At 38.2% G+C, this 13,683-nt stretch carries 14 protein-coding genes; 10 read left to right on the top strand and 4 right to left on the bottom strand.

All coding sequences use genetic code 11. The annotated features are described in order from the left end of the window. Positions 1–60 precede the first annotated feature (60 nt). Complete coding sequence (locus H6G44_RS01785; protein ID WP_190384830.1) at positions 61–843, top strand: ATP-binding cassette domain-containing protein; 783 nt, start codon at positions 61–63, stop codon at positions 841–843. Between the two features lie 257 nt (positions 844–1,100). Here H6G44_RS01785 and H6G44_RS01790 read toward each other — a convergent pair whose 3' ends face one another. After that, on the bottom strand, positions 1,101–1,649 hold the full coding sequence (locus tag H6G44_RS01790) for an NUDIX hydrolase (protein WP_190384831.1): 549 nt from the start codon (positions 1,647–1,649) through the stop codon (positions 1,101–1,103). Between the two features lie 457 nt (positions 1,650–2,106). Between H6G44_RS01790 and H6G44_RS01795 the strand changes: the two genes are divergently transcribed. The 3 genes from H6G44_RS01795 to psb35 are packed head-to-tail and all read left to right on the top strand — an operon-like array spanning position 2,107 to position 5,026. After that, positions 2,107–4,512, top strand: a complete 2,406-nt coding sequence (locus H6G44_RS01795; protein ID WP_190384876.1) for a transglycosylase domain-containing protein — start codon at positions 2,107–2,109, stop codon at positions 4,510–4,512. A 51-nt stretch (positions 4,513–4,563) separates the two neighbouring features. Next, positions 4,564–4,776: a hypothetical protein gene (locus tag H6G44_RS01800; protein WP_190384832.1), complete on the top strand. Its 213-nt coding sequence runs from the start codon at positions 4,564–4,566 to the stop codon at positions 4,774–4,776. Positions 4,777–4,831: 55 nt separating this feature from the next. Further along, entirely contained in the window at positions 4,832–5,026 is a 195-nt protein-coding gene (gene psb35, locus H6G44_RS01805; protein ID WP_190384833.1) for a photosystem II assembly protein Psb35, read from the top strand. Positions 5,027–5,070: 44 nt separating this feature from the next. On the opposite strand, the gene H6G44_RS01810 is transcribed toward psb35, so the two are convergent. Together H6G44_RS01810 and H6G44_RS01815 are read right to left on the bottom strand one after the other, a co-directional pair. Further along, positions 5,071–5,493 (bottom strand): tellurite resistance TerB family protein, encoded by a 423-nt coding sequence (locus H6G44_RS01810; protein WP_190384834.1) that lies wholly within the window; start codon positions 5,491–5,493, stop codon positions 5,071–5,073. A gap of 60 nt (positions 5,494–5,553) precedes the next feature. Further along, positions 5,554–6,891: a 16S rRNA (cytosine(967)-C(5))-methyltransferase gene (locus tag H6G44_RS01815; protein WP_190384835.1), complete on the bottom strand. Its 1,338-nt coding sequence runs from the start codon at positions 6,889–6,891 to the stop codon at positions 5,554–5,556. Positions 6,892–7,387: 496 nt separating this feature from the next. Between H6G44_RS01815 and H6G44_RS01820 the strand changes: the two genes are divergently transcribed. From H6G44_RS01820 to H6G44_RS01845, 6 genes are all read left to right on the top strand, one after another. Further along, positions 7,388–7,888, top strand: coding sequence for a DUF2231 domain-containing protein (locus H6G44_RS01820; RefSeq protein WP_190384836.1), 501 nt, complete (start codon positions 7,388–7,390; stop codon positions 7,886–7,888). After that, entirely contained in the window at positions 7,885–8,496 is a 612-nt protein-coding gene (locus tag H6G44_RS01825) for a DUF2231 domain-containing protein (RefSeq protein ID WP_190384837.1), read from the top strand. Before H6G44_RS01820 ends, H6G44_RS01825 begins: the two co-directional genes overlap by 4 nt. 76 nt (positions 8,497–8,572) lie before the next feature. Further along, complete coding sequence (locus H6G44_RS01830) at positions 8,573–9,496, top strand: cytochrome c oxidase subunit II (protein WP_190384838.1); 924 nt, start codon at positions 8,573–8,575, stop codon at positions 9,494–9,496. A gap of 42 nt (positions 9,497–9,538) precedes the next feature. Continuing rightward, the gene (gene ctaD, locus H6G44_RS01835) at positions 9,539–11,191 is read left to right on the top strand and encodes a cytochrome c oxidase subunit I (protein ID WP_190384839.1); all 1,653 of its coding nucleotides are present in this window, start codon (positions 9,539–9,541) and stop codon (positions 11,189–11,191) included. Positions 11,192–11,363: 172 nt separating this feature from the next. After that, positions 11,364–11,966 (top strand): cytochrome c oxidase subunit 3, encoded by a 603-nt coding sequence (locus tag H6G44_RS01840; RefSeq protein WP_190384840.1) that lies wholly within the window; start codon positions 11,364–11,366, stop codon positions 11,964–11,966. 268 nt (positions 11,967–12,234) lie between these two features. Continuing rightward, positions 12,235–13,104 carry a DNA-methyltransferase gene (locus H6G44_RS01845; protein WP_190384841.1) on the top strand — a complete coding sequence of 290 codons (870 nt, stop codon included), beginning with the start codon at positions 12,235–12,237 and terminating at the stop codon, positions 13,102–13,104. Here the strand turns inward: H6G44_RS01845 and H6G44_RS01850 are convergent. Then, positions 13,088–13,681 carry a ScaI family restriction endonuclease gene (locus tag H6G44_RS01850; RefSeq protein WP_190384842.1) on the bottom strand — a complete coding sequence of 198 codons (594 nt, stop codon included), beginning with the start codon at positions 13,679–13,681 and terminating at the stop codon, positions 13,088–13,090. The two genes, H6G44_RS01845 and H6G44_RS01850, sit on opposite strands and share 17 nt — an antisense overlap. Between the last annotated feature and the right edge of the window lie 2 nt (positions 13,682–13,683).

Raw genomic sequence — 13,683 nt, forward strand, 5'->3', positions numbered from 1 at the left:
AAGCAAACATCAACTGTTACAAGTATTCTTTCCCTAATTCCTAACTCCTTATTGCGTAATATGAACAAGATAATTCCGGCCATTAGTGTCAAAAACTTTAGTTTTTACCATAACAATCGGAAAATCCTACAAAATATCTCCATGGATATTCCCCAAAATAAGATTATTGCTATTATGGGGCCTAGTGGTTGTGGAAAGTCCATCTTTTTAAAATCTCTTAACCGTATGAGTGATTTAGAGGGAAATGTCCAAACTGAAGGAAAAATAGAATTTTTTGGGCAAAATATTTACGAACGACGGATTAACCTCAATCGTCTCCGTCGTCAAATTAGCACAATTTACTCCACACCTAATCTTTTTCCCATGAGCATCTATGATAACGTTGCTTACGGCATAAAATTAATTGGTTGGCGGCCAAAACCAGAATTAGATGAAATTGTTGAATTAGCCCTTAAAGCTGCGGATATTTGGGAAGAAGTCAAAAATAAGCTCTATAAACCCGCTTTAGAACTATCTTATGGACAACAACAACGACTATGTATTGCTCGCGCTTTAGCAGTTAAACCCCAAGTTATTCTCATGGATGAAATTTATGGTGGACTTGACCCTATTACGACTAGAAAGATTGAAGAACTAATTGAGTGTTTGCGTTCTGAACTGACAATCATATTTATTTCTCACAATATCTCACAAGTCTCTCGACTCTCAGATTTTACAGCTTTATTTCAGTACAATCAAAATCATGTTGGACAATTACAAGAATTTGCATCAACTAAAAAAGTTGTAACTCAATTCATAGATTATCGTGCCCGTAATTATGTTACCAGTTATTCTAGACAATGACAGAAAAGACGGGACACAAGCCCCTTCCCGGACGGCTTTATGTTAAAATTTGGTCATAGTCGCCTTATGGCATTGGGAGACTTTAAATGGACATGGAGGGACGATAAGACCACTTGTGGCGTGTTCTGTGCGAAGTGTCAAGAATCACCGCACCTTCAGGTCGGTGAGTATGTCAACTCAGAAGTCATGGAGTCAGGAAATATTCCCCTATTTCCCGACCTTCTACCCCCGCTACCTTATTCCCTGTTCCCAGTTACCTACTTTAAAAATGAACGCAACAGGAAAAAACTGGCAATAGATTTAGCATCTACCGCTTCTCCTGTCAGAATCGCTTTTTCTAATTCTTCGGGAGTCAGTAATACTGTTTCTATATCTTCATCTTCGTCTTGTGCTGGTAGTGTTTCCAACTTGTCTAAATCTCTAGCAATAAAAGCATAGATGATTTCATCGGAATAACCAGGAGCAAGAAAAAACTCTCCTAATTTATCCCACCTGTGAGCATGATAGCCAGTTTCTTCTTCGATTTCCCTTTTAACTGTCTCTAAAGGACTTTCATTGGGTTCTACAGTACCGGCAGGAAATTCTAACAATCTTCCCTGGACTGCGAACCGATATTGACGCACAAGTACAAGCTTACCTTCTGCGGTTATGGGTATAGCCAAAGCACCTCCGGGATGACGAATACATTCCCATTCTCCTTCGGCTTTGTTGGGTAAACGCAAGCGGTTAACTTCAAAGTTAAATTTGCGTCCTTGATAAAACAAGCGTTGCTTGAGCAACTGTGGTAATTCTCTACCTAATGGCATAGTAAAATTCTGCTGTCTGTCAATATAGAGAAAATATACGGGGGGTTTTTGTTGTTATCCGTTCTTTTTCGGTGGCAAAAATAGTAATTTTTTTACCCACTACCATAAACGTACATTATTCCTGTTTTCTTTGAGAATTGTTATAGTTAATTGTTGAACTCAAGAGAGCAGGGGGGGGACACAGGAAGGAAAATTGATTTTGATTCTATGATTTTTGTAGTTATCTCATGCAAGAATTACATGATTTTGTTGTCATATATGATATGACCATCAATCCTATAGGTCTATAAAAAACACATATTAGCGCTGAATTAAGTTAATAATTTATGGGGTACTTTATGCGATATGATATTAGAGTTAACATTTCCGCACTCAAACCAATTAGAAGAAACTGCTATTGCCATTAGGTAATCATCAACAAAATGACAAGTCCACTAATGAAAACTTACTACCGAGAATGCAGGTGAATGCAAAGCAGTTGATAACCCAGATGACAACTCTATCATCTGGAATCTTAGGCAAAATTGCCAGCAGCGATAAACCCTTTTATCGTCGTTTTTGGTTTTGGGCAGGGTTAGGTCTTGGTAGTGGGATCATTGTTTGCCAATATACAATCTCAAAAGTAGACAAAAATTTACCAGGCCAGTCCGCACTTAGAGCATTGGTACGAGAACAAACACTAACGATTAAAGCTGCTGATGGTAGTGTTCTACAACAGCAAGGGGAAGCAACCAGAGAAGTGTTGAAAATCGAGCAAATACCAGATACTTTAAAGAAAGCTTTTATTGCTTCAGAAGATCGAAGATTTAATCAACATGATGGGGTTGATACCCAAGGAATTATTAGAGCAGTTATTAGTAATTTGCGATCGCAAAATGTGGTAGAAGGTGGTAGCACCATTACCCAACAGGTAGCAAGAATTCTCTTCCTCAAACAGGAAAAAACCTTTTGGCGTAAACTCAAAGAAGTCCGGTTAGCTCAAAAAATAGAGCGAGAATTGACTAAAGATCAAATTCTAGAACGGTATCTAAATCTGGTGTATTTAGGCTCTGGTGCTTACGGTGTGGGTGATGCTGCTTGGGTATATTTTAGTAAATCCGTAGATCAACTTAGCTTATCAGAAATGGCTACCTTGGCGGGATTAGCTCCTGCACCTAATTTCTACGCCCCAGATAAAAACCCCAAAATAGCGACGGAACGGCGAAATCTGGTGTTGCAGCGGATGGAAGAGGATGGGATCATTACCGCAGCCGAAAAACAAACCGCTAGTCAAGAAGCATTAACAATTAACAGTAATTTACCCAAACGGTTACAAGTAGATTTCCCCTATTTTACTAGTTACATTCAAAAAGAACTACCAAAGCACGTTTCCGCCGATGTCTTAGCTAGTGGTGGTTTAGTAGTAGAAACAACCTTAAACCCAACTTGGCAACAAGCAGCAGAAGCCGCAGTTACTAAAACATTAAAAAATGAAGGACGTTGGCAAAATTTTCGAGAAGCAGCGATGGTGGCCATAGATCCTCGAAATGGTGAAATTCAGGCCATGGTGGGGGGTAAAGACTTTGCCAAAAACCAGTTTAATCGGGTAACACAAGCTCAAAGACAACCAGGATCAACTTTTAAAGGTTTTGTCTATGCTACAGCGATCGCTACTGGCAAAAGTCCCTACGATAGCTATTTAGATGAACCTTTATCAGTAGATGGTTATAAGCCAAAAAACTTCCATGAAAAATTCTCTGGCTCGTTGAATATCAGGGATGCTCTCACCCAATCTATAAATACAATTGCGGTAAAAATATTAATAGACGTAGGCTTTGAGCCAATTATTAAACTTTCCCATGATCTGGGAATTAAATCAGAACTCAAACCCACCTATTCTTTAGCCCTTGGTTCTAATGAAGTCAACTTGCTAGAATTAACCAGCGCCTATGGTACATTCGCCACCCAAGGAAATCATATAGAAGCCCATGGTATCCGCCGCATTCTCAACCGAGAAGGGAATGTAATTTGGTCAGCTAAATATGAATCTAAGCAAGTTTTAGATGCTGATAGTAGCGCTATTATGACTTGGATGTTAAAAAATGTCGTCACCGATGGAACTGGTGCGGCGGCTCAATTAGATGATAGATCAGTGGCGGGAAAAACAGGTACTACTGATGAAGCTCGTGATTTATGGTTTATTGGTTATATTCCTCAATTAGTGGCTGGGGTGTGGTTAGGAAATGATAATAATACGCCTACTTATGGTAGCAGTGGGACTGCGGCTTATGCCTGGCGTAGATTTATGAGAAAAGCAGTGGAGGGAATGCCTGTAGAAAAATTTCCTCCCCTGCCTAAATTAGAAAGTCGGAAAGGTAGTATTAAAGCCGAACCAGTCAAACCGAAAAGACTTGTCTATATACCTATTGCTAATGATAATCAAAAATCAGATGAGGATAATAGCAATAATTCTGATTCATCAACTAGACAGAGACGAAGAAGAAACTATGATCAATCGGTAGATTCTTCAGAAAGTACACCAAGACGGAGACGAAGAAGAAACTATGATCAATCGGTAGATTCTTCAGAAAGTACACCAAGACGGAGACGAAGAAGAAACTATAATCAATCGACAGATTCTTCAGAAAATACACCAAGACGGAGACGACGTGATTATCAGGAGGAAAGTAGGACCTACTCTTCCCCTAGTAGAAGACGAAACCGCAAAGAATCTAATAGTGATGCCTCTCAATCATCTCGTTCACAAGAAAGCAGCGGCGAAAAATCAAATTCTTCCAGGTCATCTTCAGAGAATAACAGTTCTGAAGGGTCTTCACGACCTTCTTGGCGGGAAAGACTTAAACCAAAATCTTCACCGGAATAATTAATCTTACAGAGAATTTCATTTGAGTGAGGTACACAAGTAGCGGGCAAGATGCCCGCACCACAACAGCTTATTGTTTTATTATTTATGGCTGTACCTGATTTACTGGTAATATGCTATATGCCTGTGAATACAACGGTCAATTACCAATTACCAATTACCAATTACCAATTACCAATTACCAATTACCAATTACCAATTACCAATTACCAATTACCAATTACCAATTACCCAAAAGATTTGTCCTGGGGCGGATGTAGGTGAGTCGCTTAGTTTATACTTTATGAAGAAGTGTAATCTACATTAGACGAATATAATCATGAGTTATTTATTGCTCCAAGTTCCAGTCCAAGATACTGGTAATCATTTTCCCCTTGCTTTTACTTTGGTGTATGTAGTGGGTTTTATCGCTGCTGTCACCATTGGTTCAATTGCCTGGTACAATTCCAAACGCCCTCCCGGTTGGGAAAATAAAGAGCGTCCCAACGTTGTCCCCAAGGTTGAGAAAGAGTAGACAATAGACAATAGGCAGGTAGTAAGCAATACCTGCCTCCTACTCTAATTTTGGATATCAACCCACCGACGATAGAGCTTTTGAATTTGTTTAAGGAGTGTAGTGGGGGCTGCTGGATTAGCTCTACTAGACTTACTTAACTCTTCTAATTGGGAGAGGAGTCTTGCCTCCTCAACAGCTACATCACCGTCACTATAAATTAAGCCACTGATAGCTTCAATTAAATTTCCGTAATCTTCCGGGGTTGGGTGGTCGCCTAAATACTCTTTCACCCATTCATAACAGTCCTTTGGTTTTACTGGTACTAACTCATACAACCAAGGTTTAATTTCTGGATCACTAGCTAAACCTTTAGCTTGGGCTATTTCCCGCAGATATTGTCGTTCTTCCGGCTGGATTCTGCCATCAATCCAAGCTGCTCCAATTAGGATTTTGACTAGCTTTTTTACATGAGAATGATTAACCATCACTGCCTCCTCTGATAGATTCCGGCTTCGATTAGATTTTACAATCACTATTGGTGTTCACTAGGAATCCTTAGTTTTTCTTAAGCACACCATGAAAAATCCATCCATATTTTGACGGTGAGGCCAGACTTTTAACCAACCAGAATCAGAACTATTAAGTATAATAAAAGGGTGAGGTTCAATTTGCCAATGGGGATTTGCGGCTAAAAACTCGGAAATTACCTGTTCATTCTCCGCTGGATGTAGTGTACAAGTGGCATAAACTAAAACGCCACCAGTCTTGACAAAACTGGCATTGTGTGATATTAATTGCCTTTGGAGTTGGGAAAGTTCTTGAACAGATGCGGGTGTTTGCCGCCAACGCGCATCAGCGTGACGGTGCATAGTTCCTAAGCCAGAGCAAGGAGCATCAAGTAATACACGGTCAGCGATCTGGTAGAATTGCGGTAAATTGCGACTATCACCTGTATAAATTTCGATAGATTGTAAATGCAGTCGGTGGGCATTTTCCTTTAATTTACGTAACCGGGAAGCAGTTTGATCACAAGCCCATATTTTGCCCTGGTCTCTCATTAACTCAGTAATATGGGTTGTTTTTCCTCCCGGTGCGGCACAAACATCAATTACCACGTCACCTGGTTGAGGGTCAAGTAAATGACTAACTAATTGGGCGCTACTATCTTGAACAGTCCACCAACCTTCATAAAAACCGGGTAAATTTTGAATTGGGCCGTTATTACCAATTAATCGCAGAGCTTGGGGTAAATGGGGAATAGATTTCACTAAAACACCAGCAGAAGCAAAAGCTAATTCCACCTCTTCTAAGGAACTGCGAAGGATATTTACTCGTAAATCAATTGTCGGGGTTTGATTCATCCATGCACAGAGTTTTTCTGTTTCTTCAAAACCTAATTCTGCTAACCAAACTTCAATTATCCAATTAGGGAAACTGTGTAAAATTCCCAATTTTTCTACTGGATTTTCTGGTAAATATAAGGATTCTGAGGATTTTTCTGCAAGTCGAAGATATTGACGTAATAAACCATTTACGAAACCAGTTAAACCAGGAAAACCATTTTCTTTTGCTAATTCGACGGTAGTATTTACAGCCGCAGAAACGGGGATTTTTTCTTGATAACGCAGTTGGTAAAAACCCAGATGTAAAATTGTTCGCAGGTCTTTTGGTTGTTGCTGTATTTTCTTGGTAGCAAATTGGTCAATGAGAGCGTCTAGGGTGCGTTGTCTTCTGACACTTCCATAGACTAATTCTGTCATTAAACGACGGTCGTTATCGGGTAACTTAAACTTTTGTAGCACTCGGTCTAGGGCGACATCAGCATAAGCTCCTTTATGAACTTCTTTGAGGGCTATAAAAGCTACTTGACGGGGGTTGGTCATGAAAATCAGTGGTCAGTGGTCAGTGGTTTAGTTGTCAATTACCAATTAGCAAATATTTCGGTTTTTAAAATTACAAAGTAATAATTTTTTATTGTACATCAATAAACATAAAAATAGTTGGTTTTGATTTAAAAATATTGTAGTAGAGCCAAGATCAAAACCTGTTGTTGACTCTCTCATTAATTCTAGAAGTTTTGCTTTTAGTTTTTTGACAATTCATAAAAATTTACGTAACCTAAAAATTAGGTCTAGTAAATTCAACCTCTAACAGTGATTTAGTTTAGCTACATCCATAATTACTGTTGTCATATTTCCCCATTTTTGAGAGGGGATGAAAGAGGGTAATCACTTGACCAAAAGTAATTGGCTATTTGGTGATACATTGCGGTAAACTCACACCAGATTTATCAAATAATTTATTGATATCAGTGATTGAGTATCTAGCAATTATTTAAGTTTAGCTGGGCGGGGTAGTAAATAAGTCTAGGAGATTGTAATGCTGGATTTTTTCACTTCATTGAATGAGCATAATTTACCATATCCAGATCCCTTACATCCTATCGTGGTTCACTTTGTAATTGCGATGGTTTTATTTTCTGTTTTCTGTGATATTGCTGGTTATTTAACTGGCAAAAATACTCTATTTGAGGTGAGTTGGTGGAATATGTGTATTGCCACAGTTGCTATTTTTGTGGCAATTATTTTTGGTCAATTTGAAGCTGGTTTAGCTAAACCCTATGAACTGGCTAAATCAGTATTAAATGTTCATACTCTCATCGGTTGGTCACTTTCAGGAATTATTGCTGCTGTAACAGCTTGGCGTTATGTTTTGCGGAGTCGTAACCCGAAAAAACTCCCTTTTCATTATATATTTGTGGCAGTTTTATTAACAGCCCTTGTTGGATTTCAAGTATATCTTGGTGATGAACTTGTATGGGTGTATGGCTTACATACTGTACCTGTTGTAGAAGCGGTAAAGGATGGAATCTTGCCATGAATTCAGAATTACTAGACCAAATTAGTCACCAAATGGGTGCAAATGGTTTACCTTATGCCATTCCTATTCATCCTAATTTAGTTCATCTTACATTAGGTTTATTCATCATTGCCATCATTTTTGATCTTTTAGGTGTGTTCTTCCCTTTGGAAAAATGGCTATTCAAATTTTTGGGAATTAAAGTTGAACGTTCTCGATTATTTGATGTGGGTTGGTACAACATTTTTGCTGCTGCTGTGATTACATTCTTCACCGTTGGGGCAGGTTTTTATGAAATGTTATTGGCCGCACCACCAGCAGATATTAAAAGTCCTTGGGGAATGTTAGCAATGCCTACAATGATGTGGCATGGTGTCGGTGGTGTATTACTACTAGCTCTCATTGTTGGTATGACTTTTTGGCGAGGTTGGCAACGTTATGTTATCGGCAAATATGAAGAGCGAGAAGTACAAATTTCTTATCTGGTTGTGGGTGTAATTATTATGTTGCTAATGTATTTTCACGGTACATTAGGAGCGCATCTAGCAGCAGATTTTGGTGTTCACAATACAGCAGATAAATTACTGCGAGCAGGACAAGACCTTAATCAAATATTTGGTAATAGATAATTGGTAATGGGTAATGGGTAATTGGTAATTGGTAATTAAAAACCAACTAACAACTGATAACTAACAACTGACCATTATGAAAATTCGGCACTTTCTCAACTTTTTAACCATTGTTACTGGGGCAGTTGCAGTAACTCTTACTAGTCTATGGATTGGTAAACAGTCTTATTCTTGGCTTCCTCCCCAAGGGGCTGCTGAATCTCATCTGATTGATGATTTATTTAGCTTTTTGGTAACATTAGGATCTTTAATTTTCCTGGGAGTAACTGCTACTCTTTTCTATTCCATTTGTTTCCATCGTGCTAAAGCTACAGATTTAGGTGATGGTCCCCATATTGAAGGTAACATTACTTTGGAAGTCGTTTGGACAGCAATTCCGATTATGTTGGTATTATGGATTGCTGGTTATAGTTACCAAGTTTACGAACAAATGGGTATCCAGGGACCATCTCACCAGATACATCTACATAATCCCATGAAGATGAAATCAGCTTCTGCTACAATAGATAAACCTCCAGTAGCAGTATTTGAAAATATAGAACATATTGATGTATCTGCTAAACAATGGGCTTGGGTTTTTCATTACCCAGAAAGTAACGTTACTAGTACAGAGTTGCATTTACCACAGAATAGTCGTGTCCGTCTTAATCTACATTCGGAAGATGTACTTCACGGCTTTTATATACCCGCTTTCCGCCTCAAACAAGACATTATTCCTGGTAACGACCTCGACTTTGAATTTACTCCCATTCGCCCCGGCGCGTATGATTTAACTGATTCCCAATATAGCGGTACATATTTTGCTACTATGCGAGCAAAAGTAATTGTGGAATCACTTAGTCAATATCAGCAGTGGTTAAGCAAAGCTGCAAGTCAAGAACTCACCCCAGCAACTAACCAAGCGGCTTCTGAATACGCTCAAAAACTCGAAAACGGGATTAATAGCGGTTGGAAAACCGTCGAACCCGCTACACCTCCATTAGTCAATTTCCCTGGTTAACCCTGTAATTTTTCTTTCCTACTGACAACTAACAACTGACAAATGACTAACATTCCCATTCATATCAGTGGTGAATCAAATCACCACGAACCCCCCCAAACCTGGAGAACATACTTCAGTTTTAGTACAGACCATAAGGTTATTGGTATTCAATACCTCGTTACCTCTTTTATTTTCTTCCTGGTTGGTGGTATCTTCGCTATGATTTTGCGCGGAGAACTCATTACCCCAGAAGCTGATTTAATCGACCGCACAGTATACAACGGAATGTTTACCATGCACGGAACAGTGATGCTGTTTCTATGGACATTTCCCTCCCTTGTTGGTATGGCTAACTACCTCGTTCCTTTAATGATTGGGGCGCGAGATATGGCTTTCCCCCGCTTAAACGCTGTCGCTTTTTGGATGGTGCCGGTGGTGGGTATTCTGCTCATGTCCAGCTTCTTTGTTCCCGGTGGACCAGCTCAATCTGGTTGGTGGGCATATCCCCCAGTTAGTACCCAAAACCCCACGGGAAACTTGATTAACGGTCAAGTTCTCTGGTTATTAGCAGTGGCTATTTCCGGTGTCTCTTCCATTATGGGTGCGGTAAATTTTGTCACTACTATTGTGAAAATGCGATCGCCGGGAATGGGTTATTTTAGAATGCCCCTCTTTGTTTGGGCAGTATTTAGCGCCCAAATTATCCAATTATTTGGACTTCCAGCTTTGACTGCAGGGGCTGTAATGTTACTCCTTGATATCACAGTAGGAACTGCCTTTTTTGACCCCTCTAAGGGCGGAAACCCGGTCATGTTCCAGCATTATTTCTGGTTCTATTCTCACCCCGCAGTTTATGTAATCATTTTGCCTATTTTCGGGATTTTCTCGGAAATATTCCCGGTTTATTCCCGCAAACCTTTATTCGGTTATAAAGTCGTTGCTATTTCCTCCATGTTAATTGCTGTAGTTAGCGGCATTGTTTGGGTACACCATATGTATGTCAGCGGTACTCCCGGTTGGCTACGGTTGTTTTTCATGGTGACAACCATGTTTGTATCTATTCCTACAGGGATTAAGGTATTTGCTTGGGTGGCAACTATTTGGGGTGGTAAAATTCGCCTCACTACACCCATGTTATTTGCTTTGGGTGGTTTGGTAATGTTTGTTTTTGCCGGCATTACAGGAATTATGCTTTCTTCTGTTCCTGTAGATGTTCATGTTAATAATACCTATTTTGTTGTCGGCCATTTCCATTATGTTCTCTATGGAACTGTAACTATGGGAATGTATGCCGCTATCTATCATTGGTTTCCTAAAATGACGGGGAGAATGTTCCACGAAGGTTGGGGAAAAATTCATTTTTGGTTAGCATTTATCGGCACAAATTTGAATTTCTTACCTATGCACCCTTTAGGTTTGCAAGGAATGTTACGCCGCGCTGCTTCCTACGCACCTGAATTAATTGGTTGGAATATTGTCGCTAGTTTGGGTTCTTTCCTATTAGGAATGTCTACTCTTCCTTTCATTTTCAATATGTTGATTTCTTGGATGGATGGAGAAAAAGCTCCTGCTAATCCTTGGCGGGCTATTGGTTTGGAATGGACTGTTTCTTCTCCTCCTCCTGTTGAGAATTTTGAGGAAATTCCGATTGTTACTTGCGAACCTTATGGTTATGGTAAGTCTGAATTAATGACATTTTCTGAACATGAGTAATGGGTAATATAGCGATTCTATTTGATGTGTGTTCAGGATTTTTTTTAACGAACCACAGAGGCACAGAGAACACGGAGGAAGAGGGTTTTTCACGTCTTTGTTAGGATCGCTATAGTTTTTCCTGTTACTTTTTTCTTAATTACTGGTTTCCTGGTTTTGGAGTTTTTTAACAATGGATAGTTCTGTTTCTCCTGATGATTTAGATCATGTTAGTCATGAGCATGGACATGATGAAGAAGGCAGTAAAATGTTTGGTTTTATTGTTTTTCTGTTGTCTGAAAGTGTGATTTTCTTGAGTTTCTTTGCTGGTTATATTATCTACAAAACTTCTACTATTAATTGGTTGCCGGCTGGTGTTTCTGGTTTGGAAATAAAAGAACCTAGCATTAATACTGTGGTTTTAGTTGCTAGTAGTTTTGTGATTTATTTTGCAGAAAAAGCCCTAGAAAGACATGATTTAAAGAGTTATCGGCTTTTGTTGTTTTTAACAATGGCTATGGGTGGTTATTTCCTTTTTGGACAAGCTGTGGAATGGAGTCAACTGGAGTTTGGTTTTACTTCTGGTACGTTTGGAGGAATGTTTTATCTATTAACTGGTTTTCACGGGTTGCACGTTTTTACGGGTATTCTGTTGCAGTTAATTGTCTTATTGCGTTCTTTTATTCCTGGTAATTTTGATCATGGCCATTTTGGGATAAATGCCACTTCTTTATTTTGGCACTTTGTTGACGTTATCTGGATTGTTTTGTTTATCCTTATCTACGTTTGGCAGTAGATCAGGACTTACGCAACTGGCACATTGGTAAGGTGCATGACTACCGCAAAAATCAGGTAAATAAATGGATTGTTGATATCTGATGCACCCTACAATACATTTTTGGTGTGACACTTGCGTAAGTCCTATAGATATATTGCAATTTTGTTGTATAATTTACAGGGTGGGTTTTACTCACCCTATTATTTTTGTATTAAATAATGTTTAATACTAATTAATGTAGTACAATGTTAAAAACATTTTCCATTTACTAAGTGAGTACAAATGTATGGAGCTTAATACTTTTAAATCTTTTTTGGGAACTCCAGTCTATGAAGATAAAGATGTATTAATTTATCAAGGAGATTCATTATTATTAATGAATAAGTTACCAGCAGAATGCTTACCTTTAACTGTGACATCTCCTCCCTATAATATAGGAAAGGAATATGAATCTATATTGTCATTAGAAGATTATATTAAATGGACAGCTAAATGGATTAATCAAGTCTATCATTGCACTTCATCTCATGGTGCATTTTGGCTAAATCTTGGTTATCTTTCTATTCCCAACAGTGCTAAAGCAATTCCTATTCCTTATTTAATTTGGGATAAAGTTCCTTTTTATTTAATTCAAGAAATTGTTTGGAATTATGGTGCAGGAGTCGCAGGAAAATTGTTTTTTTCTCCTCGAAATGAGAAATTTCTTTGGTATGTTAAAGATTCTCAAAAATATTTATTTAATTTAGATGATATTCGTGATCCTAATGTTAAATATCCTAATCAAAAGAAAAATGGCAAATTAAAATGTAATGTCAACGGAAAAAACCCTACTGATGTTTGGCAAATTCCTAAAGTTACCTCTGGTCAAAATCGTAGTTCTAAAGAAAGAACTCCTCATCCAGCACAGTTTCCAATTCAGTTAATTAGTCGGATTATTTTAGCTAGTAGCAACCATGGAGATATCATATTTGATCCTTTTTTTGGATCTGGTTCAATAGCAGAAGCAGCTATTAAAACAGGACGTAAAGCAATAGGTATTGAAATTAATCCAGATTATGTCAATATTGCAGTGGAAAGAGTTAAAAAAATTCGCTGTGATGAAGAAAATCAAGTTAAACAAGGTACTTTATTTGATTTAGTTACTGATACATTTTGAGCGTTATTAACTTTAATTCTGCTAACTTTTTTCCTATAGATGCTTGTTGTCCACTTGCTTCTTTTTGACCAATCCAATCTTCATCATCTATCCAACCAAAACGAATTTTCCATAATTGGTGACTTAAATCATCTTCTTTAGGCAATTTGTAGTTAATAACTAAGTAATATCCTGTCCTATACTTTGTTCGATTATCTGATCTATGACCTGTACTTCTATTACCAAACAATCCACTTTTACTGGAAGATGTTTTAATTTCAAATGAATAGCGATCATTAGTGGTGTAAACAATATCTTTTTCCTGTTTAGTTTTACCTCCTCTCCATTCTGAATATTGGTTAGCAAGATGAACCGCTATTAATTTTTCTAAAATAACACCTGTAGCTTGAGCCGGTAAAAAAATATCTTGACCTATTTTAAGTCCAGAATTTGCAAAACTAGAATTATAAAGATCCTCCCATGCAGATTCTACAATTGAAATTAAAACTTCACTTGATAGCGGAAATTCCTGAATCAGTTTTTTGGTTATTTCTAACCATTCACTTTCTGGATGATTTATGTAGGGAGATACTAACATTA

It is taken from the genome of Aphanizomenon flos-aquae FACHB-1287 (assembly GCF_014698755.1).
Lineage (GTDB): Bacteria > Cyanobacteriota > Cyanobacteriia > Cyanobacteriales > Nostocaceae > Dolichospermum > Dolichospermum flosaquae.

Excerpts from the sequence above, each read along its gene's own strand:
- H6G44_RS01785 (WP_190384830.1), top strand. The coding sequence starts at position 61 with ATGAACAAGATAATTCCGGCCATTAGTGTCAAAAACTTTAGTTTTTAC.
- H6G44_RS01790 (WP_190384831.1), bottom strand. The coding sequence starts at position 1,649 with ATGCCATTAGGTAGAGAATTACCACAGTTGCTCAAGCAACGCTTGTTT.
- H6G44_RS01795 (WP_190384876.1), top strand. The coding sequence starts at position 2,107 with ATGCAGGTGAATGCAAAGCAGTTGATAACCCAGATGACAACTCTATCA.
- H6G44_RS01800 (WP_190384832.1), top strand. The coding sequence starts at position 4,564 with ATGCCCGCACCACAACAGCTTATTGTTTTATTATTTATGGCTGTACCT.
- psb35 (WP_190384833.1), top strand. The coding sequence starts at position 4,832 with ATGAGTTATTTATTGCTCCAAGTTCCAGTCCAAGATACTGGTAATCAT.
- H6G44_RS01810 (WP_190384834.1), bottom strand. The coding sequence starts at position 5,493 with ATGGTTAATCATTCTCATGTAAAAAAGCTAGTCAAAATCCTAATTGGA.
- H6G44_RS01815 (WP_190384835.1), bottom strand. The coding sequence starts at position 6,891 with ATGACCAACCCCCGTCAAGTAGCTTTTATAGCCCTCAAAGAAGTTCAT.
- H6G44_RS01820 (WP_190384836.1), top strand. The coding sequence starts at position 7,388 with ATGCTGGATTTTTTCACTTCATTGAATGAGCATAATTTACCATATCCA.
- H6G44_RS01825 (WP_190384837.1), top strand. The coding sequence starts at position 7,885 with ATGAATTCAGAATTACTAGACCAAATTAGTCACCAAATGGGTGCAAAT.
- H6G44_RS01830 (WP_190384838.1), top strand. The coding sequence starts at position 8,573 with ATGAAAATTCGGCACTTTCTCAACTTTTTAACCATTGTTACTGGGGCA.
- ctaD (WP_190384839.1), top strand. The coding sequence starts at position 9,539 with ATGACTAACATTCCCATTCATATCAGTGGTGAATCAAATCACCACGAA.
- H6G44_RS01840 (WP_190384840.1), top strand. The coding sequence starts at position 11,364 with ATGGATAGTTCTGTTTCTCCTGATGATTTAGATCATGTTAGTCATGAG.
- H6G44_RS01845 (WP_190384841.1), top strand. The coding sequence starts at position 12,235 with ATGGAGCTTAATACTTTTAAATCTTTTTTGGGAACTCCAGTCTATGAA.
- H6G44_RS01850 (WP_190384842.1), bottom strand. The coding sequence starts at position 13,681 with ATGTTAGTATCTCCCTACATAAATCATCCAGAAAGTGAATGGTTAGAA.